The sequence below is a fragment of the bacterium genome (genome assembly GCA_019637795.1).
Taxonomy (GTDB): Bacteria; Desulfobacterota; Binatia; order HRBIN30; family CADEER01; genus JAHBUY01.
Map to the genome: position 1 here is coordinate 394,058 of JAHBUY010000002.1, position 18,790 is coordinate 412,847.

An 18,790-nucleotide genomic window follows, 5' to 3' on the forward strand; every position below is an offset into this window, starting at 1 on the left:
CGAGAGCAAATTCGGCTATGCTGGCGAGCGCGCGCCATGCTGCGATCCAGTGAGGAGCCTCCCCGGTCGTCGCCCGAAGTGCGGGCGGCGCTCGCGCGACTGACCGTCCGCCGCGGCCGCCTGTTGCTGCTCCTCGGCCTCGCGGCCGTGGCGGTCTTCGGCGCCATCAATCACCTGACGCTCTCGCCGCCGCCGCTGTGGAGCGACGCCATGAACGGCGCGCTGACGATCCTGATCGGGCTCGCGCTGCTCGCCACCCGACTGGCATTCGTGCAGCGGCACATGGCGCCGATCTGCCTCGGCCTCGGATTGATCGGCAGCGCGATTCGCGCCTGGGCGAGCGTCTGGCACGGCGAGGTCGCATCGACCGCGATCTTCTTCGTCGTCATGGCGGTGACCGCCGCCGCCATCCTGCCCTGGGGCTTCTGGCTGCAACTGCTGGGCGCCAGCGCCCTCGCCGCCATGCTCGCCGTGAGCTCGCGCCTCGTGCTCGGCAACCTCGGGCCGCCGCCCGGGCATGCGACGGCGGCGGTCGGGCTCGGCCTGGCCTGCTCGGCAATCCTCGCCGGCGAGATGCGCCGCCACTACATCCGGCTCTTCGACGACAACTTCCGTCGCCGCGACGCCGAAGCGGCGCTGGCGCGGCTGAACGCCGAGCTCGAGCGCCGGGTCGAGCAGCGCACCGCCGAGCTCACCGCCGCCAGCCGCGAGCTCGCGCGCGAAGCGGAGGAGCGCCGGCAGACCGAGGCCGACCTGCGCGAGAGCCAGCGCCGCCTGCAGGCGGTGCTCGACCACGCCGACGTCGCCGTCTACCTGCGCGACCTCGACGGCCGCTACCTGCTCGCCAATCGCTACCTGCTGCGGATGTGGGGCCGGCGCGCCGACGAGGTGATCGGCCACACCATGGACGAGCTGCTGCCGCCGGACGTCGCGGCCGTCGTGCGCGCCAACGACCGCGCCGTGCTGCGCGCCTCCTGCTCGCTGCAGTTCGAGGAGAGCTTTCCGCTGCCGGACGGCTGGCGCACCTTCATCACGGTGAAGTTCCTGTGGGCCGGCCGCGACGGCGCGCCGGCCGGCATCTGGGGCCTGGGCACCGACATCACCGACCGCAAGCAGGCCGAGGCCGAGCTGCGCCGCTCCGAAGCCGCGCTGTCGGCGGTGATCGAGAACACCCCGGACGCGATCTGGTCGGTCGACCGCGACGCCCGCGTGACGGTGATCAACGGCAGCGCCCGGGCGCGCTTCGCCCAGCGCTACGGCGCCACCTATGGCGACGACGCCAGCGCCCATGTTCCGGCGGCCCTGCGCGAGGAGTTCATGGCGCTGTTCCGACGGGCGCTGGCCGGCGAGCACGTCCAGCTCGAGCGCACCGAGATGGCCGCCGACGGTCCGCGCTGGGAGCTGCTCTCGCTGCACCCGATCCGGGCCCGCGGCGAGGTGATCGGCGCCACCGTGTTCAGCAAGGACGTCACCGACCTCAAGCGCGCCGAACAGGCGGCGCGCCAGCACCAGGCCGATCTGGCGCACGTCCTGCGGCTCAGCACCATGGGCGAGATGGCATCGGGCCTGGCGCACGAGATCAACCAGCCGCTGGGCGCCATCGCCAACTACGCCCAGGGCTGCGCGCGCCGGCTGCGCGCCGGCACCGCCGACGTCGCCACCCTGCTGCCGATCGTCGAGGAGATCGGCGGCGAAGCGCTGCGCGCCGGCGAGATCATCCGCCGCCTGCGCGATCTGATCCGCAAGGACACCGCCCGGCAGAGCCCGGCCGACGTCAACCACCTGGTGCGCGAGTCGGTGCGGCTGATCGAGCCCGAGGCGCGCGCCCGCGGCGTCGCGCTCCACCTCGACCTGACGCCGGACCTGCCGGCGGTGTCGTGCAACGACATCCAGATCGAGCAGGTGCTGCTCAATCTGCTGCTCAACGGCGTCGAGGCGGTCGAGGCGGCGGACAACGGCGAGCGCGCGCTGGCGGTGCGCACCGCGCTCGCCGGCGACGCCGTGCAGGTGGCCGTCGCCGATTCCGGCGTCGGCCTACCCGACCCGCCGGCGGACGTGTTCGCGCCGTTCTACAGCACCAAGTCGAGCGGCCTCGGCATGGGCCTGTCGATCAGCCGTTCGATCATCGAAGCGCACGGCGGCACCCTGTGGGGGACGCGCAATCCCGACCGCGGCAGCACCTTCCGCTTCACCCTCCCGGCCTGAGCCAGCGCAGCGCCGCCGCGGCCAGCGCCGCCAGGGCCGCCACCCACCACCAGCGGCGCCGCCGCGGCGTTGGCGCGTGGCGCAGACACATCCGACACACCGCCCGCCGGCTGGTCAGGCGCAGCACGACCTCGACGCAGTCGCCGCAGCACAGCGCGCCGCAGTCGGCGCACATCCCGGCGGCCGGCGCCTGGCAGTACACGCAGTAGACATCGTCCGGGGTGAATGGCTGTTCCTGCACGCCCGCAATGGTGAACGATCGGCCGGCGGCAGCGCAAAGGGCGGCCCCGCGCGACGGCGGCGCGAGAGTGTGGCAGGGTGTGGCGCGATGGCGAAGAAGCCCCTCCCACCGGAGACGACGGCGCTGGGCTCGCTCGGCGAGTTGCTGCGCCGGCGCGGCGTCCGCGTCGGGGAGCCCGCCGTTCCGGCGCCAGCGCCGCCGGCGGCGGCGGCATCGCCGGCGACGTCGCCCGCCGCGGGTCTGGACCTCAGCCGCGCCGGCAAGGTGATCGTCCGCCGCGAGCGCAAGGGCCACGGCGGCAAGACGGTGACCGTCGTGGACGGCCTGGCATTGCCGGCGGCGCAGATGGACACACTGGCGCGCGCCCTGCGCAAGGCGCTCGGCTGCGGCTCGTGGGTGGAGGCGGGCCGGGTCGTGCTGCAGGGCGATCGTCCGGATGCGGCCGCGGCCTGGCTCGTCCGTCACGGCGCCCGGCAGGTCCGGCGCGGCAACTGAGCGAGGTCGGTCGGGTCAGCGCCGCCGCGTCACCCGCGCCGCCAGCGCCATCGCCGCCAGCAGCAGCGCGGCGGCGAGAACGAACGACGCGCCCTGCTGGGGCCATGATCTCCTCGCGCAGCGCGCGCCGCTGCATCCGCCCCGGCGGGCAGCGAAAGATCTTGCAGCGACGGCGTTTGGGCCCCAAGCTCCGGGCCGTGCAGCTCTTCGATCTCCTCCTCGGGCACGGCGACCGGGTGGCGCTCACCGCGGATGGCCGCGACCACACCTACGGCGCGCTGGCCGACGCCGCGGCGCGGCTGGCCGCGACGTTGCGGGCGCGCGGGCTCGCGGCCGGCGATCGCGTCGCCTTCTTCCTTCCCAACTGCGCCGAGCTGGCGATCGCCTACTTCGGCTGCTTCGCCGCCGGGCTGGTCGCCGTGCCGCTCAATCCGCGCTACCGCGGCCCCGAGGTCGAGCACGCGGTGGCGGACTGCGCGCCGCGCCTGCTGATCGCCGACGCCGCCCTGCTCGACCGTCTCGACGGCGCGCGCCTGGCGGCGCTCGGGATCGCCGGGGTCGTCGTCGCCGGCGGTCCGGCGCCGACCGGCACCGAGCCGTTCGCCCGCCTGCTCGACGCCGCGCCGCTGCCGGCCCCGGTCGCGGTCGCCGCCGACGACCCCGCCGTCGTCCTCTACACCTCCGGCAGCACCGGCAAGCCGAAGGGCGTCACTCACACCCACGCCTCGCTGCGCCGCACGGCGCGCCACCAGGTGGTGAGCCAGGCGCTCGACGCCAGCGACGTGCAGCTCGCCTTCATGGGCATCGCCTACATCGCCGCCTTCGCCGGCCAGTTGCTGACGGCGTTCGCGCTCGGCGGCCGGGTGATCCTGCTGCCGCACGGCGATCCCGCGGCGGTGGTCGACGCCATCCCGCGCCACGGCGTGACGCGGCTGCAGACCGGCCCCGCCGATCTGCGCGACCTGTTGGCGCATCCGGCGCCGGCGCGCGCCGCGCTGGCCACGCTGCGCTGCGCCATCGCCGGCGGCGAGCGCATCGCCGCCGAGCTGCACCACCGCTTCGCCGAATGGGCCGGCCTGCCGCTCACCGAGGCCTGTGGCATGACGGAGGCCTACAACTACGCGATGAACCCCCCGTTTGGCGCCAAGCGCCTCGGCTCCTTCGGCCTGCCGACCGACGGCGTGACGCTGCGCCTGGTCGGCGCCGACGGGCGCGACGGCGACGAGGGCGAGGTGTGGCTGCGCAGCGACGCCATGGCGCGCGGCTACTGGAACGATCCCGCGGCGACCGCCGCCGCGCTGCGCGACGGCTGGCTCGTCACCGGCGATCTGGCGCGTCGCGACGCCGACGGCTGGTACTGGTTCGTCGGCCGGCGCAAGGAGATCATCATCCGCGGCGCCTCGAACATCGCGCCGGGCGAGGTCGAATCGGTGTTGACGCAGCATCCCGCGGTCGCCGCCGCGGGCGTCGTCGGCGCGCCGGACGCGCACGACGGCCACGTGCCCGTCGCCTTCGTCCAGCTCCATCCCGGCGCCGCGGCGACGCCGGCGGCGCTGCGCGCCTTCGCGTCCGAACGCCTCGCCGAGTACAAGGTGCCGGTGCGCGTCGTCGTGCTCGATGCCCTGCCCCGGAACGTGAACGGCAAGCTCGACCGCGCCGCGCTCGCCGCCCGCTCCTCGCTCAGCGCCGCTTGAAGTACCTCTGCACCGCCGCGGCGTAGAGCTTCCGCAGCCGGGCGGTGAGCGGGCCGGGCTTGCCCGTGGCGAGCGGCGCTTCGTCGACGTGGACGATGGGGACGATCTCAATCATCGACGAGGTGAGGAAGGCCTCGTCGGCGAGGCGCAGGTCGGTGGTGGTGATCTCGCGCTCGACGGCGGGGATGCCGTTGGCGCGCGCCAGGTCGATGATCAGGCCGCGGGTGACGCCGGGCAGGATGCCGCCCTGCGGCGCGGTGTAGAGGGTCTTGTCGCGCACCACGAACACCGACGTCGTGGTGCCCTCGGTGAGCACGTGGTCGGCGCGCACGAAGAGGCCCTCGTAGGCGCCGTGGTACGACGCCAGCACCTTGCCGACGACCGCCGGCAGGTAGTTGATCGACTTGTGCTCGGGGATGAAGCCGTGGCGCGAGAAGGGGAGCAGCGACACCTTGACGCCGCGCTTCTGGTGGGTGGCGATGGCGCGATCGAGCGGGCGGACCATGATCACCGTCGTCGGCTTGGCGATGTCCGGCGGCAGCACGCGCGGCTCGGCGGGCCCGCGGGTGATGGTGATCCGCACCCAGGTGTCCTGCCGCTGCAGACCGTTGCGCTGCAGCAGCTCGCTGATCACCTGCGGCCAATCGAGATCGGGGACCGGCAGGCCGAGGATGTCGGCCGAGGTGCGCAGGCGGTGGAAGTGCTCCTCGATCGCGAAGGCGCGCCCCTTGTAGCCGCGCATGGTCTCGAAGAGCCCGTCGCCGTACAACAGGCCGCGGTCGTAGACGCTGATCATCGCCCGCTTGGACTCGACGATGCGCCCGTTGAGGAACACGTAGCCGTCTCTCATGCCCGCATCCTTTCCATCCCCCGCAACGCCTGCATCAACGCCTCCGTCTTGAGCAGCGTCTCGGCGTGCTCCCGCGCCGCCTGCGAGTCCGCCACGATCCCGCCCCCGGCCCAATAGCACAGGCCGGTGGCGTCGAGCACGGCCGTGCGGATGGCGAGGTTGAAGACGCTGCGCCCGTCGGGCTCGGTCCAGCCGATGGCGCCGGTGTAGAAGCCGCGCGGCGCCGGTTCGAGCTCCTCGATGATCTCCATGGCGCGGATCTTCGGCGCGCCGGTGATCGAGCCGCCGGGGAAGAGGGCGCGCAGGACGTCGGCGAGCGCGGTGCGCGGCCGCAGTCGCCCGCGCACCTCGGAAACCATGTGGACGAGCAGCGGGTAGGCGCGTTCCGCGAAGAGATCCGCCACCTCGACGCTGCCGGTGACGCACACCCGCCCGAGGTCGTTGCGCTCCAGATCGACGATCATCACGTGCTCGGCGCGCTCCTTGGCGTCGTCGACCAGCGCGCCCGGTGAGCCGGCGCGCCGGCGGGTGCCCTTGATCGGCAGGGTGGCGATGCGATCGCCGTCGAGGCGCAGCAGGCACTCGGGCGAGCTCGACACCAGCGTCCATCCCGCGCCGTCGAGGTAGGCGGCGTAGGGCATCGGGTAGCGCTCGCTCCACGCCGCCAGTAGCGCCGGCGCGGCGACGCGCGGCAGGGCGGCGTGGAACGGCTGCGCCAGATTGACCTGGTAGACATCGCCGGCGGCGATGTAGGCCTGCACGCGCGCCACCAGCGCCGAGTAGCGCTCGCGGTCGAGCAGCGGCCGCAGCGCCGGCGGCGCCACGAGCGGCGCGAGCGGCGGGTCGGGCGCCGCGTACCACTGCCGCGCCGCGGCGAGGCGGGCGTCGCTGGCGGCGGCGAGGCAGGCGCGGCCGCGGCGCCGGTCCGCCCGATAGCTCCAGTCGTAGGCGGCGGCGAAGAGCAGCGGCGTCTGCGGCCACGGCAGGCGGCGCGGCAGGCGCTCGCCGGCGTGCTTGAGGTCGTAGGCGAGCGCCGTGGCGATGCCGCCGCCCTCGCCCACCCGGGCGCGGTGGGCATCGAGGAACGCCTGCCAGGCCGCCCACGGATCGCCCCAGCGCCAGCGCGTGCCGCCGCCCGCGGTCGTCGCACTCCAGCCCGAGGCGTGGCAGGTCAGGGTGGCGATCGGCGTGTCGCTGTAGCGGACCGTGCCGTCGCCCCAGGCGTCCGCGTCGCCGTCGAACAGCACCCGGTGGGGTCGATCGCCGCCGCGCCGCACCAGCGACGCGGGGCGCATGGCGGGCGCGACTCCTTGCGTCGGCATGGGCTTCCTGCTTTGGGCAGAGCTGTCGTTGTACCGAGCGTCCGGCCAAGGCGCAACACGGCTCGCCGCGCGGCACGATGCGGATCACCATGCGAGGGTTGCGTTCTCGGAGCTCGAAGCGGCGCGGTCCGCTCTGATCGGCGACCTCGGCCATGAACGCCACCCTCCAGCTCCTGCACTCGGTCCTGCCGACCAGCGTCGGGCTGCGGGTGCGGATCAACATCGCGCACCCCTCGGCGCAGATCCTCGGCGCGGAGCGGATGGGGTCGGGGACGATCGTCGACGCCGCCGGCATCGTCCTGACGGTGAACTACGTCGTCCTCGGCGCCGAGACGGTCGAGGTGACGCTGCTCGATGAGACGCGGCTCTCCGGCCAGGTGATCGCGCAGGACTTCTACAGTGGCCTGGCGGCGGTGAAGATCCCGGAGCAGAGCTACCGCGCCGCCCGGCTCGGCGGCACCGACCGGCTGGCGCTGGGCGACGAGGTGTTCATCGTCGCCTCCGCCGGCGGCAGCCAGCGGCGCGTCAACACCGGCGCGATCATGTCGCTCGACCGTTTCGACGCCTTCTGGGAGTTCTCGCTCGAACGCGGCATCGTCACCACCGCGCGCAACCCCGGCCTCGGCGGCGGCGGCCTCTTCACCCGCGCCGGCGAGCTGGCGGGGATCGTGTCGCTCGACCTCAACGAGGTCGGCCGCTTCACCCTCGCGGTGCCGATCGAGCACTGGTCGGCGCACACCGACGAGCTGCTGCGGCACGGCCGGCGCACCAGTCGGCCGCCGCGCGCCTGGGTCGGCTTCTACTGCTACGTGCTGAGCGACCACGTGATCATCGCCGGCGTGCTCCCCGGCACGCCGAGCGAGCGCGCCGGCCTGCGGCCCGGCGACGTCGTCGTCGCCGTCGACGAGCAGCCGATCGCCGACCGCCGCGATCTCTACGCGCGCGTCTGGGCGCACCGCCCCGGCGAGCGCATCCACTTCAAGGTCTTCCGCGACGACGCGGTGCGCGAGGTCGTGGTGGAAGGCGGCGACGCCGAGGCCTTCTTCGCGTGAGCGCGATCGCCCGACGCGCTCCCCGGCGGCCGGCGCGCGGGGCGAAGCGACGATGAAGCCGCGCATGGCGCTCGGCGACTTCCTGGTCGCCTATCTGCAGCGCGTCGGCGTCACGCACCTCTTCGGCATTCCCGGCGACCTGGTGATGCGCCTGTTCCTGCGCTTCGGGCAGAAGCGCGGCCTGCGCATCGTCACCATGTCGCACGAGCCGGGGGTCGGCTTCGCCGCCGACGGCTACGCGCGCGCCACCGGCCGCATCGGCGTCGTCTGCGTCACCTACGGCGCCGGCGGCCACAACATGGTGAATCCGGTCGCCGGCTCGTTCGCCGAGCGCGTGCCGCTGCTGATCATCAGCGGCGGGCCGGGCGAGGAGGAGCGCAAGCTCGGGACGCTGATCCACCACCAGGCGAAGGAGATCGCGTCGCAGCTCCACATCTACCGCGAGATCACCTGCGCGGCGCGGCTGATCGACCGCGTCGGCAGCGCGGCGGACGAGATCGACGAGGTGGTGCAGACGGTGTGGGCGGAGCGGCGGCCGGGCTATCTCGAGATCCATCGCGACATGGTGGAGCGCACCGTCGCGGTGCCGCCGCGCCTGCTCGACTGGACCGGCCGCCTGCCGGAGCGCCGCTCGGATGCGCGCAAGGTGCGCGAGGCGGCGCGCGAGACGGCGGCGCGGCTGAACGCGGCGCGCGCCCCGGTGGTGATCGCCGGCATCGAGTGCCACCGCTACCACCTCACCCGCGAGCTGCTGCGCCTGGTCGAGCGCACCGGCGCGCCGTGCGCCACCACCGTGCTGGCCAAGGGGGCGATCCCGGTCGACCACCCGCAGCACATGGGCGTCTACCTCGGCGCCATCAGCCCGCGACCGATCCGCGAGCGCATCGCGCGCGCCGACGCGGTGCTCAGCCTCGGCACCCTGCTGACCGACATGAACCTCATGGGGCGCGGCCCGACGTTTGGCGCGGCGGCGGCGATCTCGGCGGTCGACGACCGCGTCGACGTCAGCTTCCACTCCTACAATCAGGTGACGCTGCGCGACTTCCTCGCCGCGCTCGGCCGCGAGCCGCTGACGCGGCGCCGCCAGCGCGTCGTCTACGCCGACAACCTCGGCCCGCAGCAACGCGGCACGGCGCGCGCCGTGCGGGTCAGCGACGTGCTGTGGGAGGTCAACCGCTTCCTCGCCGGCCGCCGCGACGTCATGGTGGTGTCGGAGGCGGGCGATGCCCTGTTCGGGGGCCTCGACGTGCGCGCCAACGGCCCGGTGCCGTACCTGGCGCAGGGCTACTACGCGTCGATGGGCTTCGGCGTGCCGGGCGCCATCGGCGCCCAGATCGGCACCGGGCTGCGGCCGCTGGTGCTGTGCGGCGACGGCGCCTTCCAGATGACCGGCCAGGAGATCGCCCAGGCGCCGCGCCACGGCTGCAACCCGATCGTGCTCGTGCTCAACAACGCCGGCTGGGGCATCTTCCGCCCGGTGGCCGACCGCAAGGACCTGCTCGCCATCCCGCCCTGGCCGTACGCCGAGCTGGGCCGCGCCTGGGGCGGCTGGAGCGCCCGCGTCGAGACCGTCGCCGCGCTGCGCGACGCCCTCGCCGAAGCCGGCCGCCGCCGCGAGCTGGCGCTGATCGAGATCATCCTCGACCCCGACGACCACTCGCCGGTGGCGCGCAAGTACATCGCGGCGTCGGTGGGAAGAAGGAACAAATGAAGCGGAATTGTCGCGGTTCCGAATCGTCATCCAGCTCAAGCACGTGGACGCTGAGCTATGCGGCGATTCCTCGTCGGCTCTGATCGGCAGAGGACGAGAAGGCGACGCGCCTCGCTGTCCCCACGAGGAGCGCCGATCGGCGCTGGACGCGAGCGCTCCGTTGACGCAAAAACGCCTCGGAAGCTAACCGATGCCGCCGGTCTCGATTCCGCAGTGGCTGATCGGAGGCCGCTGCGGTGGGAGCGGTGTCGACGTGTAGCAGCAGGCCAGGGGATTGCGGAAGGTGAGGATGGACAACGACCCCGAAATCAGCGTCCGGGCTGAATTACAACCGGGCCAGATCTTCACTGGTCCGCTCTTCAGCGAGCCCACGCGCGTCGAGACGGTTCAGCCGAACGGGGCGGCGAGTTGGGTCGTGGGACTCGGCCTGCAATCAGAACGCCTCCGGAAGGTGACGCTCACCGCTGCCGATCTCGATCGCCTCTCGTTCCTGCACGCACGGAGCTCGTTCGACGGCGACGGGCGCCTCCTGCGCCTGGGTCTCCAGGCCTATGCGCTGGGCATCGCCTATGAGTTCGATCCGTACTTTGGCCTCTCCATTTCGCGCATCGATCCGCTCCCGCACCAGATGCAGGTGCGCGAGACGCCGCCGTCATCCGGAGACAATCGATGAAGATTCGCAAGATCGCGCTCAAGAACTGGAAGAACTTCGTCGACGCCGAGGCGCAGATCCATGATCGCGTGTTCCTCGTCGGACCGAACGCATCCGGCAAGTCGAACTTCCTCGACGCGTTCCGGTTCCTCCGTGACTTGGCGTCCACCGGTGGCGGGTTCCAGGAAGCGGTTGCGCGGCGTTCGGGGGTTTCCGCGATTCGGTGCTTGGCGGCCCGCCGCTACCCGGACGTCGAGATCCGCGTCGAACTCCAGGATGGAGACGACGGCCCGAGTTGGACATACGAGTTGGCCTTCAATCAGGACTCGCAGCGGCGGCCCCAGCTACGCAAGGAACGTGTCTCGGGACCCAGCGGTAAGCTCCTCGATCGCCCGGATCGCGAGGACAAGGGCGATCCGGCCCGGCTGACGCAGACCTTCCTAGAGCAGGTAAACGTCAACCGGGACTTCAGGGACATCGTCACGTTCTTCGCGTCCATTCGCTACCTGCACATCGTGCCGCAACTCGTGCGCGAGCCCGACCGTTCCGTGGGCCGTTCGAATGATCCCTTCGGCGGCGACTTCCTGGAGCAGGTCGCCAAGACACAGGAGCGGACGCGCAACGCCCGCCTGCGGCGGATCCAGGAAGCCCTCCGCGTTGCGGTACCACAGCTCCAGGAGGTCGAGCTGTGGCGCGACGCGCGCGGCACCCCCCACTTGCGGGGCAAATACCAGCACTGGCGCCCGCAGGGAGCCTGGCAAACGGAAGAGCAGTTCTCCGACGGAACGTTGCGGCTCATGGGTCTCCTGTGGGTGACGATGGACAGAGAGGGGCCCCTGCTCCTGGAGGAGCCCGAGCTCTCGTTGCACCCCGAGATCGTGCGCGTCCTACCCTCGATGCTGGCACGAGTTCAGCGCCGCACCGGCCGGCAGATCTTTCTCAGCACGCATTCGCCGGACCTCCTTCACGATGAGGGCATCGGTCTCGACGAGGTGCTGCTGCTCGTCCCCGGGAGCGAGGGCACGCAGGTATCGACGGCTGGCTCACATCGCGACATTCGCGATCTGCTGGAGGGCGGCCTGTCGCTGGCTGACGTCGTGATCCCCAGGACGCGGCCCGACCGAGCGAATCAGCTCACGCTGTTCGCAGACGCCTGATGGCCGCGCAGCCCGTGGTGATCTCGGCGGCGGTGGAGGGCATCGTGGACGAGGCGGTCGTACGGAGGCTCATCGCCAGCGTCGGCGGCCAAGCGGGTCCCGTGTACGGCAAGAACGGGAAGTCCGCCCTCAGAACCCAGCTCAACGGGTTCAACAATGCGGCGAGGCACGCGCCCTGGATGGTCTTGGTGGACCTGAACGGCGAGCAGGATTGTGCTCCCCTATTGCGCGCGAGCTGGCTGCCCTCGCCGGCCCGGTTGCTTTGCTTCCGTGTCGCCGTGCGACAGGTCGAGGCTTGGCTGATCGCGGATGGGGAGGCGCTCTCGGAATACGCCGGCGTTGCGCGATCCCAGATTCCCAAGGACCCGGAGCGCCTTCGGAACGCGAAGGTCGCGATGGTAGATGTCGCCCGCCGCTCCCGGCGCGCCGCAATACGCCGGGACATGGTGCCCCGCCAAGGGAGTGGGCGACCCGTTGGCCCGGCCTACACCTCGCGGCTCATCGAGTACGCCGAGACGCGATGGCGGCCGGCTGTGGCGGCGCAGCGCTCCGAGAGCCTGCGCCGGGCTATTGCGGGTCTTGAGCGCCTGATCGGAACATCGGCGTGATCCCCAAGGCCCGCAAGCGCGTCGCCGAGGTGGAGTTCCCGATCGCCGACGTGCGCCGGCATGCGGCGCGCGAGAAGTCGATCCGCCACGGGCACCCGAGCACGTTGCAGCCGTGGTGGGCGCGAAGGCCGCTGGCGTCGAGCCGAGCGGTGCTGCTGGGCCTGCTCTGGCGTCACCCGTGCGACCCACTCTGCCCGCCGTCGTTCAAGGCCGAGGCGCGACAGCGGCTGCGAGAGATCGCCAGTTGCCACCCGGGGGAAGCAACGGGATTCGTAGGGGGTTGAGAGTTGCGCGTCCCGCTCGGGTGACTGGCAATCCCACTCGTCTTCGCCTAACCCCTAACCGCGCAACCCCGTCCAGTCATCAGTCCGCCGAACCCAATCCGCCGTCCCACCGATGATCGCCATCCTCCACGGAGCCGCCGCCGAACCCTGGGTGGGCCCCATCGCCAGCGACATCCAGGCGGCGGCGGAGGCGCGCGGCGGCGAGATCGTGCGCCTGACGTTCGAATCGGCGCTGCGCGCGCCGCGCGAGTGGCAGAGCGTGCGGCGGCTGTACGTGCTGCCGTTCGACGTGCCGGCGGACGTGCCCGAGGACCTGCCGCTCGACGGGACGCTGCTCATCCGCGCCCTCTTTCCGCGCGCCGAGGTGGTCAACGCCATGGCGGCGCACGCGCTGTGCTGGGACAAGATCGCCGCCGCGCAGCGCTTGCACGAGCGCGGCGTGGCGATGCCGGAGACGCTGATCACCATGGATCCGGACGAGGCGCGGGCCTTCGTCCGCCACCACCAGCACGCCATCCTCAAGGAGCCGCGCGCCGCCGGCGGGCACGGGCACGTGGTGCTGTTCGCGGACGGCGACGGGACGATCGGCGGCGAGGTGCCGGGGCGCCGCTACGTCGTCGAGCCGGTGCGCTCCGGCATCGGCCGCCAGGTGCGGCACGGCGTGCTGAGCTGTCCGCCGCCGTTCTACCTGCAGCGCCTGGTGACCGACGTCGGCCGCGGCGGCGTGCTGCGCCCGGGCCAGATCCTGCGCGCCTACGTGGTCGACGGTCAGATCGCCTTCTGGAGCGAGCGGCGGCGCGACAAGATCCGCCGCCCCGCGGACTTCATCATCAGCGCCGCCTTCGGGGCGCGCTACCACTTCGTGCGCGCCGTCAGCGATGCCGCCGAGACGCTGGCGCGCCGGGCGGCCGAGGCGCTCGGCGTGCGCATCGGCGCCGTCGACCTGATCCGCGCCGGCGATCAGGGACCGTTCGTGCTCGAAGCCGACACCGACGGTCAGCACCTGCTGATCGACCGTTCCTTCAAGCGGCTGCCGGAGTACCGCGACCTCTTCAACTTCGACGCCATGATCGCCGACGTGTTGCTCGCCGAGGAGACGGAGATGAAAACGCGCACCGTCGGCGTCGAGCGCCGCGAGCGCCCGCCCCGCCCGCGCCGCTCGTAGCCGGGATCGGCGTCGGGCGGTCGCGGCGCCGGACGATCACGGCCGTCGTCGGACCGACGCGCGGCCGGTCAGAAGATCACCGCCAGCAGCGCGCCGAGGATGAGCAGGACGTTGGGGACGAAGGTCAGCGCGAAGCCGAGCGAGCGCGATTCCGGATCGGCGACGTAGGCGCGGGCGTAGATGGCGCGCCCGGCGACGAACACCAGGCCGAGCAGTCCGGCCCAGCGCGGGCTGACGTAGCGGGCGAACAGGAACAGCGCCGGGATGAAGACGATGAGCTGCTCGAGCGTGTTCATCTGCACCCGGTACCAGCGCTCGAACATCGGATGTCCGGTGGTGGCGGGCGCCGCCACGCCGTACTGGCCGCGGGCGCGGCCGGTGAGCGTCGAGATGGCGAGGTATTCGATCAGCGCCAGCAGCGCGACGAACGAGACGAAATCCATGCGACCTCCTGCAGTGTCGGGTGTCCGTTCTCTGTATCCCGCGCGCCCCGGACGCTCAACGTCCGAGCCGCGAAAGGGGTGGCGGCGGCCGGGGCGAACGCGCTAGGAGCAGGCATGCGCGATGTCGAGCGGGTGCTGGCCGCCAACGAGGCGTTCTACACCGCGTTCGCCGCCCGCGACGTCGAGGCGATGGAGGCGCTGTGGGCGCAGCGCGCGCGGGTCGCCTGCATCCATCCCGGCTGGCAGCCGCTGCACGGGCGCGACGCCGTGCTGGCGAGTTGGCGCGACATCCTGAGCAATCCCAATTCGCCACCGATCCGCTGCAGCGACGCCGTCGCGCACGTGCTCGGCGCGACGGCCATCGTCATCTGCACCGAGCGCTTTCCCGGCGCCGAGCTGGTCGCGACCAACGTCTTCGTCGAGGAGGACGGCGCCTGGCGCCTGCTGCACCACCAGGCCGGCGGGGTCGTCCGCCCGAGCAGCGACGACGACGGCGAGCTGCTGCACTGACGCGGCCGGCGGCCGCCGGTGCCGGTTCTCGCCGGCACGTCGTCAGGCCTTGGTGACCGGGTAGAGCTTCTCGGTCCACTCGCGCCAGCCGCCGTCCATGGAGCAGACGTTGCGGTAGCCCATTTTCTGCAGCGCGTCGGCGGCGAGGGCGGAGCGGAAGCCGCCGCCGCAGTAGAGCACGATGCGGGCGCCCTTGTCCGGCACGACGCGCTCGATGTCGCGCTCGATGATGCCCTTCGAGAGGTGCAGGGCGCCGGGCAGGTGGCCGCGCGCCCATTCGCCGTCCTCGCGGGTATCGATGAGCTCGAAACGGTCGCCGCGATCGAGCATCGCCTTGACGTCATCGGTGCCGCACTCGCGGATGCGCGTCTTGGCGTCGTTGACGATGGCCAGGAATCCCGGTGCGTGCTTCATGGCAGCGTCCCGCACTGCGCGCGCTGGCGCAGGTAGTGGTCGGCGAGCACCAGCAGCGCCATCGCCTCGACCATCGGCACGGCGCGCGGCAGCACGCACGGATCGTGACGGCCTTTGCCCTCGAGGGTCACCGCCTGGCCGCTGCGGTCGACGGTCCGCTGCGCCTGGCGAATCGTCGCCGTCGGCTTGAAGGCGACGCGGAAGACGATGTCCTCGCCGTTGCTGATGCCGCCCTGCACGCCGCCGGAGCGGTTGCTGACGGTGCGCACGCGGCCGCCCTCGGCGGTGAAGGGGTCGTTGTGCTCGATGCCGGTCAGCGACACGCCGGCGAAGCCGCTGCCGATCTCGAACCCCTTCGACGCCGGCAGCGAGAGCATGGCGCGGGCGAGGTCGGCTTCGAGCTTGTCGAACACCGGCTCGCCGAGCCCGGCGGGGACGCGGCGGCAGACGCACTCGACGATGCCGCCGAGCGAGTCGCCGGCGCGTCGCGCCTCGTCGATGCGGGCGATCATGCGCTCGGCCGCGGCGGCGTCGGGACAGCGGACGATGTTGGCCTCCACCGCGTCGCGCGTCACCGCCGGCGGCGCGATCTCGGTGGCGATCGTCCACACCTGCCGCACCCAGGCGACGACCTCGACGCCGGCGAGGTCGGCGAGCAGCTTGCGGGCGATGGCGCCGGCGGCCACCCGGCCGATGGTCTCGCGCGCCGAGGCGCGGCCGCCACCCTGCCAGTTGCGGATGCCGTACTTCGCTTCGTAGGTGTAGTCGGCGTGCGACGGCCGGTAGGCATCGCGGAACGCCTCGTAGGCGGCGGAGCGCGCGTCCTCGTTGCGCACCAGGACCGCGATCGGCGTGCCCAGCGTCTGGCCCTCGAACAGGCCGGAGAGGATCTCGGCGCGGTCCGCCTCGTCGCGCGGCGTGGTGATGCGGCTCTGCCCGGGCCGCCGCCGGTCGAGATCGCGCTGGATCTCCTCGACCGTCAACGGCAGGCGCGGCGGGCAGCCGTCGACCACCACCCCGACGCCGCCGCCGTGCGACTCGCCGAAGGTGCTGAGCCGGAAGAGCTGTCCGAAGCTGGAGCCCATCGCGTCGCAGCGTAGGCGAGCAGCATGCTGGTCACAAGCGCCCTCCCCACCCATCCAGGACGCGAAGCTCGCACGGGCTCGTCTCGCTTCGCGCCTTCGCGTCGAGACGCGTCAGGGCAGGGTCTTCGCCGAGAGGAATGTCCACACCCGCTCGGTGGCATCCGCCGGCCAGCGGTGCGGGTAGGCGTCCTCGCAGTAGGCGACGACGGCGCCGTCGCGACAACGCCAGCGCTGGCAGGTCGGGCCGTCGGCCTCGGCCTCGCCGGTACAGCCGTCCAGGGCGCGCCAGCGGTCGCGCACCTCCCGACCCAAGGCGACCGGGATGAGATCGTCCTCGCTGCCGTGCTGGATGAGGATCGGCACCGGGCGCGCCGGCGCGCAGTCGACGCGCAGCGTGCCGCCGCTCACCGGCGCCACGGCGGCGATGCGGTCGGCCATGGCGCAGGCGAGGAGCTGGCTGAAGAAGGCGCCGTTGGAGAAGCCGGTGGCGTAGATGCGCCGGCGGTCGACGCAGTAGTCGCGCTCGAGCTGGTCGAGCAGGGCGGCGGTGAAGGCGACGTCGCGATTGCCGGCGATCGCGTCCATCCGCCAGCCGGGGCCGGTCACGTCCTGGCCGCGCAGCGTCAGTTGCACCGGCAGGCCCTCCGGGTAGGCGGTGATGAACCCCTCGCGCTCGGCCAGCGCCTTGAAGCCGGAGACGTTCCAGACCCCGGCGCCGCTGTGGCCGAAGCCGTGGAAGTCGAGGAGCACGGGAGCCGGTGTGCCCGGCTTGACGCTGTCGGGCACGTCGAGGATCACCTGACGCGGCGTGCCGGCGACGTCGATGGTTCGCGTCAACCGCCGCCCGTGCTCGATGTCGGTGCGCGAGCAGCCGCTCGACGGCAGCGGCGCGGCGGCGGCGGTGGCGGCGGCGGCGGTGGCGAGTACGAACAACAGCGTGGCGACCAGCGGCATGGGTCGCATCTATAGCCGATTCCGGCCGCCGGCGCCCGCGGCGCTCAGCGCGGCGGCGGCGCGGCGCTGAAGCGGACGACGCCGCCGGCGTCGCGCCAGATGTACACCGTGCTCTTGCCCTGGTCGGCGGCCGCGGCGACCGCCGCCGCGACGACCAGCGCCAGCAGCAGCGCGAGCCCGAGGCGGCGCCGCGGGTGCGCGGTCGACGCCGCGGGTGCCTGGTCGTGGCGAGTCGTCATCGGGCAGGAACGACACCAAGATGCGTACCAATCGCCCGGCGACGCGATGCCGGGATGGTCGCCGGATGATGAGGGAAATTCGCCGTCGACGGGTCGACAATTCGTCGCTTCGTGGCAGCATGGGGCCGCGCGTTGACAACGCGCCGGGAGCGCACGTATGCGTCCCGCATCATCGAACCAGGAGGGTCGTTATGAAGAGGACTCTAGTGTTGGCGGCGATCGGGGTGATGCTGAGCGGTGGAGTTGCTCTCGCCGATCCCGATGTGGGATGCGGCTGGGGGACGATGGCCTTCAAGGGCCAGACCGGCGTCGCGGCCAAGGTGCTGGCGGCGACCACCAACTCGTCGCTCGGCAACCAGACCTTCGGCATCAGCTCCGGCACCGCCGGCTGCAAGCAGGGCGGCACGGTCACCGCCGACGCCCGCCTGCAGATGTACGCCAGCGCCAACATCGACCAGTTGGCGAGCGACATGGCCTCGGGCCGCGGCGAGTCGCTGGACACGCTGGCGCAGTTGATCGGCGTCGCCGACGCCGACAAGCCTGCCTTCTTCGCCTTCGCCAAGCGCAACTTCGGCGCCCTGTTCCCGGCCGATCAGGTCACCGCCGGTGAGCTGCTCACGGCGCTGAAGGGCCTGATGGCGACCGACGCGCTGCTGGCGCAGTACGTGTCGTGAGCGACGCGCGGGACCGCGGCCGACGCCCCCGGTGGCTCGACGCCGCGGTCCGCGTTCGCTTCGCTGGCTGATCGCGGCCAGCGTCCTGGTGGCCAGCGCCACCGCCGCCCTGGAGGGCCGCCCTCCCGCGCCGCCGCGCGACGCCGGCGCCTCACCACCAACGCCCGCTCCATCCTGCGTCGCCGCCGGCTGCGAGCCCCGCGCCGGAGCGCCGCCCTCCACGCCGCCGGGTGAAGCGGCCGAGTACCTCGCCGAGCTCACCGCCCGCGCCGACGCGCTCGGGCTCGCCGACGACCCGCAGTGGTGGGCGCTGCTGCACGTCGAGCGCCGGCTCGGCGGCCGGGTCGAGAGCACGGCCGACTCGCCCGACTTCCTGCTCGCCCCCGACGGCCGCGACGACCCGCGCGCCGAGCTGCACGCGACCCTCGCCCGCTTCTTCGACCCGGCGGCGACGCTGAAGGACGACGAGCCGCCCCAGTGCGCCCTGCGCGGCCGCTACCTCTGGCTCGACCGCCGCCTGCGCTTCGACCCGAGCCGCCTGCCGCCGCAGCCGTGCCCGGCCTTCGAGCACTGGCGCGCCGCCATCGATCCCGCCGGCGTCACCCTGGTCTTCCCGGAAGCCTACATGAACAACCCGTCGTCGATGTTCGGGCACACCCTGCTGCGCATCGACTCCGCCACCGGCAAGGATCTCCTCGCCTACGGCAGCAACTACTCCGCCGACGTCGGCGGCGACGGCGGCATCGCCTTCGCCTTCAAGGGCATCTTCGGCTACTACGACGGCCGCTTCTCGATCCACCCGTACTACGACATCGTCAAGCAGTACGGCGACTGGGAGCAGCGCGACATCTGGGAGTACCCGCTCACCCTCGACGCGGCGCAGACCGACCTGCTGCTCGCCCATCTCTGGGAGCTGCGCGGCGTCACCTTCGACTACTACTTCTTCGACGAGAACTGCTCCTACCAGATCCTGGTGCTGCTCGACGCGGCCCGCCCCGGCCTCGACCTGCAGCGGGCAGTTCCGCGGCCTGGTCG

Annotated in this window: 20 protein-coding genes and 1 pseudogene; 13 read left to right on the forward strand and 8 right to left on the reverse strand. The window is 72.5% G+C overall.

What is annotated here, in order from left to right:
• Nucleotides 1-36: 36 nt before the first annotated feature.
• Nucleotides 37-2,205 (forward strand): PAS domain-containing protein, encoded by a 2,169-nt coding sequence (locus KF840_06980; GenBank protein ID MBX3024637.1) that lies wholly within the window; start codon nt 37-39, stop codon nt 2,203-2,205.
• Here KF840_06980 and KF840_06985 read toward each other — a convergent pair.
• The gene (locus KF840_06985; protein MBX3024638.1) at nt 2,189-2,446 is read right to left on the reverse strand and encodes a hypothetical protein; all 258 of its coding nucleotides are present in this window, start codon (nt 2,444-2,446) and stop codon (nt 2,189-2,191) included. The genes KF840_06980 and KF840_06985 overlap by 17 nt on opposite strands.
• An 87-nt stretch (nt 2,447-2,533) precedes the next feature.
• Here KF840_06985 and KF840_06990 point away from each other — a divergent pair, with 87 nt between their 5' ends.
• Both KF840_06990 and KF840_06995 read left to right on the forward strand, forming a co-directional pair.
• A complete protein-coding gene (locus KF840_06990) occupies nt 2,534-2,941 on the forward strand; it encodes a translation initiation factor (GenBank protein MBX3024639.1) in 408 nt (135 codons plus the stop codon).
• A gap of 197 nt (nt 2,942-3,138) precedes the next feature.
• Nucleotides 3,139-4,635, forward strand: coding sequence for an acyl--CoA ligase (locus KF840_06995; protein ID MBX3024640.1), 1,497 nt, complete (start codon nt 3,139-3,141; stop codon nt 4,633-4,635).
• Here KF840_06995 and KF840_07000 read toward each other — a convergent pair.
• Nucleotides 4,622-5,485, reverse strand: coding sequence for an aminotransferase class IV (locus tag KF840_07000; GenBank protein ID MBX3024641.1), 864 nt, complete (start codon nt 5,483-5,485; stop codon nt 4,622-4,624). The two genes, KF840_06995 and KF840_07000, sit on opposite strands and share 14 nt — an antisense overlap.
• Nucleotides 5,482-6,780, reverse strand: a complete 1,299-nt coding sequence (locus KF840_07005) for an anthranilate synthase component I family protein (GenBank protein ID MBX3024642.1) — start codon at nt 6,778-6,780, stop codon at nt 5,482-5,484. Before KF840_07005 ends, KF840_07000 begins: the two co-directional genes overlap by 4 nt.
• 179 nt (nt 6,781-6,959) lie before the next feature.
• Here KF840_07005 and KF840_07010 point away from each other — a divergent pair, with 179 nt between their 5' ends.
• From KF840_07010 to KF840_07040, 7 genes are all read left to right on the forward strand, one after another.
• Nucleotides 6,960-7,859, forward strand: coding sequence for a serine protease (locus tag KF840_07010; protein ID MBX3024643.1), 900 nt, complete (start codon nt 6,960-6,962; stop codon nt 7,857-7,859).
• 52 nt (nt 7,860-7,911) lie between these two features.
• On the forward strand, nt 7,912-9,570 hold the full coding sequence (locus KF840_07015) for a hypothetical protein (GenBank protein MBX3024644.1): 1,659 nt from the start codon (nt 7,912-7,914) through the stop codon (nt 9,568-9,570).
• Between the two features lie 289 nt (nt 9,571-9,859).
• Nucleotides 9,860-10,243, forward strand: a complete 384-nt coding sequence (locus KF840_07020) for a hypothetical protein (GenBank protein MBX3024645.1) — start codon at nt 9,860-9,862, stop codon at nt 10,241-10,243.
• Complete coding sequence (locus KF840_07025) at nt 10,240-11,379, forward strand: AAA family ATPase (protein ID MBX3024646.1); 1,140 nt, start codon at nt 10,240-10,242, stop codon at nt 11,377-11,379. Before KF840_07020 ends, KF840_07025 begins: the two co-directional genes overlap by 4 nt.
• Nucleotides 11,379-11,987, forward strand: coding sequence for a hypothetical protein (locus KF840_07030; GenBank protein MBX3024647.1), 609 nt, complete (start codon nt 11,379-11,381; stop codon nt 11,985-11,987). The genes KF840_07025 and KF840_07030 overlap by 1 nt, the downstream gene beginning before the upstream one ends.
• Nucleotides 11,984-12,271 (forward strand): DUF1156 domain-containing protein, encoded by a 288-nt coding sequence (locus tag KF840_07035; GenBank protein ID MBX3024648.1) that lies wholly within the window; start codon nt 11,984-11,986, stop codon nt 12,269-12,271. Before KF840_07030 ends, KF840_07035 begins: the two co-directional genes overlap by 4 nt.
• Nucleotides 12,272-12,383: 112 nt before the next feature.
• Nucleotides 12,384-13,436, forward strand: a complete 1,053-nt coding sequence (locus KF840_07040) for a hypothetical protein (GenBank protein MBX3024649.1) — start codon at nt 12,384-12,386, stop codon at nt 13,434-13,436.
• Between the two features lie 68 nt (nt 13,437-13,504).
• Here the strand turns inward: KF840_07040 and KF840_07045 are convergent, their stop codons facing one another.
• Nucleotides 13,505-13,879, reverse strand: coding sequence for an MAPEG family protein (locus KF840_07045; GenBank protein MBX3024650.1), 375 nt, complete (start codon nt 13,877-13,879; stop codon nt 13,505-13,507).
• A 114-nt stretch (nt 13,880-13,993) separates the two neighbouring features.
• Between KF840_07045 and KF840_07050 the strand changes: the two genes are divergently transcribed.
• Nucleotides 13,994-14,389, forward strand: coding sequence for a nuclear transport factor 2 family protein (locus KF840_07050; protein ID MBX3024651.1), 396 nt, complete (start codon nt 13,994-13,996; stop codon nt 14,387-14,389).
• Nucleotides 14,390-14,431: 42 nt separating this feature from the next.
• Here the strand turns inward: KF840_07050 and KF840_07055 are convergent, their stop codons facing one another.
• From KF840_07055 to KF840_07070, 4 genes are all read right to left on the reverse strand, one after another.
• Entirely contained in the window at nt 14,432-14,803 is a 372-nt protein-coding gene (locus KF840_07055) for a sulfurtransferase (GenBank protein ID MBX3024652.1), read from the reverse strand.
• A complete protein-coding gene (gene aroC, locus KF840_07060; protein MBX3024653.1) occupies nt 14,800-15,888 on the reverse strand; it encodes a chorismate synthase in 1,089 nt (362 codons plus the stop codon). Before aroC ends, KF840_07055 begins: the two co-directional genes overlap by 4 nt.
• A 111-nt stretch (nt 15,889-15,999) precedes the next feature.
• On the reverse strand, nt 16,000-16,842 hold the full coding sequence (locus tag KF840_07065; GenBank protein MBX3024654.1) for a hypothetical protein: 843 nt from the start codon (nt 16,840-16,842) through the stop codon (nt 16,000-16,002).
• A gap of 44 nt (nt 16,843-16,886) precedes the next feature.
• A complete protein-coding gene (locus KF840_07070; GenBank protein MBX3024655.1) occupies nt 16,887-17,081 on the reverse strand; it encodes a DUF4124 domain-containing protein in 195 nt (64 codons plus the stop codon).
• Between the two features lie 191 nt (nt 17,082-17,272).
• Between KF840_07070 and KF840_07075 the strand changes: the two genes are divergently transcribed.
• Complete coding sequence (locus KF840_07075; protein ID MBX3024656.1) at nt 17,273-17,755, forward strand: DUF3015 domain-containing protein; 483 nt, start codon at nt 17,273-17,275, stop codon at nt 17,753-17,755.
• Nucleotides 17,756-17,786: 31 nt separating this feature from the next.
• Nucleotides 17,787-18,767 (forward strand): annotated as a pseudogene (locus KF840_07080) (DUF4105 domain-containing protein).
• Nucleotides 18,768-18,790 lie beyond the last annotated feature (23 nt).

Excerpts from the sequence above, each read along its gene's own strand:
- KF840_06980 (MBX3024637.1), top strand. The coding sequence starts at position 37 with ATGCTGCGATCCAGTGAGGAGCCTCCCCGGTCGTCGCCCGAAGTGCGG.
- KF840_06990 (MBX3024639.1), top strand. The coding sequence starts at position 2,534 with ATGGCGAAGAAGCCCCTCCCACCGGAGACGACGGCGCTGGGCTCGCTC.
- KF840_07000 (MBX3024641.1), bottom strand. The coding sequence starts at position 5,485 with ATGAGAGACGGCTACGTGTTCCTCAACGGGCGCATCGTCGAGTCCAAG.
- KF840_07005 (MBX3024642.1), bottom strand. The coding sequence starts at position 6,780 with ATGCGCCCCGCGTCGCTGGTGCGGCGCGGCGGCGATCGACCCCACCGG.
- KF840_07010 (MBX3024643.1), top strand. The coding sequence starts at position 6,960 with ATGAACGCCACCCTCCAGCTCCTGCACTCGGTCCTGCCGACCAGCGTC.
- KF840_07015 (MBX3024644.1), top strand. The coding sequence starts at position 7,912 with ATGAAGCCGCGCATGGCGCTCGGCGACTTCCTGGTCGCCTATCTGCAG.
- KF840_07020 (MBX3024645.1), top strand. The coding sequence starts at position 9,860 with ATGGACAACGACCCCGAAATCAGCGTCCGGGCTGAATTACAACCGGGC.
- KF840_07025 (MBX3024646.1), top strand. The coding sequence starts at position 10,240 with ATGAAGATTCGCAAGATCGCGCTCAAGAACTGGAAGAACTTCGTCGAC.
- KF840_07030 (MBX3024647.1), top strand. The coding sequence starts at position 11,379 with ATGGCCGCGCAGCCCGTGGTGATCTCGGCGGCGGTGGAGGGCATCGTG.
- KF840_07040 (MBX3024649.1), top strand. The coding sequence starts at position 12,384 with ATGATCGCCATCCTCCACGGAGCCGCCGCCGAACCCTGGGTGGGCCCC.
- KF840_07045 (MBX3024650.1), bottom strand. The coding sequence starts at position 13,879 with ATGGATTTCGTCTCGTTCGTCGCGCTGCTGGCGCTGATCGAATACCTC.
- KF840_07050 (MBX3024651.1), top strand. The coding sequence starts at position 13,994 with ATGCGCGATGTCGAGCGGGTGCTGGCCGCCAACGAGGCGTTCTACACC.
- KF840_07055 (MBX3024652.1), bottom strand. The coding sequence starts at position 14,803 with ATGAAGCACGCACCGGGATTCCTGGCCATCGTCAACGACGCCAAGACG.
- aroC (MBX3024653.1), bottom strand. The coding sequence starts at position 15,888 with ATGGGCTCCAGCTTCGGACAGCTCTTCCGGCTCAGCACCTTCGGCGAG.
- KF840_07065 (MBX3024654.1), bottom strand. The coding sequence starts at position 16,842 with ATGCCGCTGGTCGCCACGCTGTTGTTCGTACTCGCCACCGCCGCCGCC.
- KF840_07070 (MBX3024655.1), bottom strand. The coding sequence starts at position 17,081 with ATGACGACTCGCCACGACCAGGCACCCGCGGCGTCGACCGCGCACCCG.
- KF840_07075 (MBX3024656.1), top strand. The coding sequence starts at position 17,273 with ATGAAGAGGACTCTAGTGTTGGCGGCGATCGGGGTGATGCTGAGCGGT.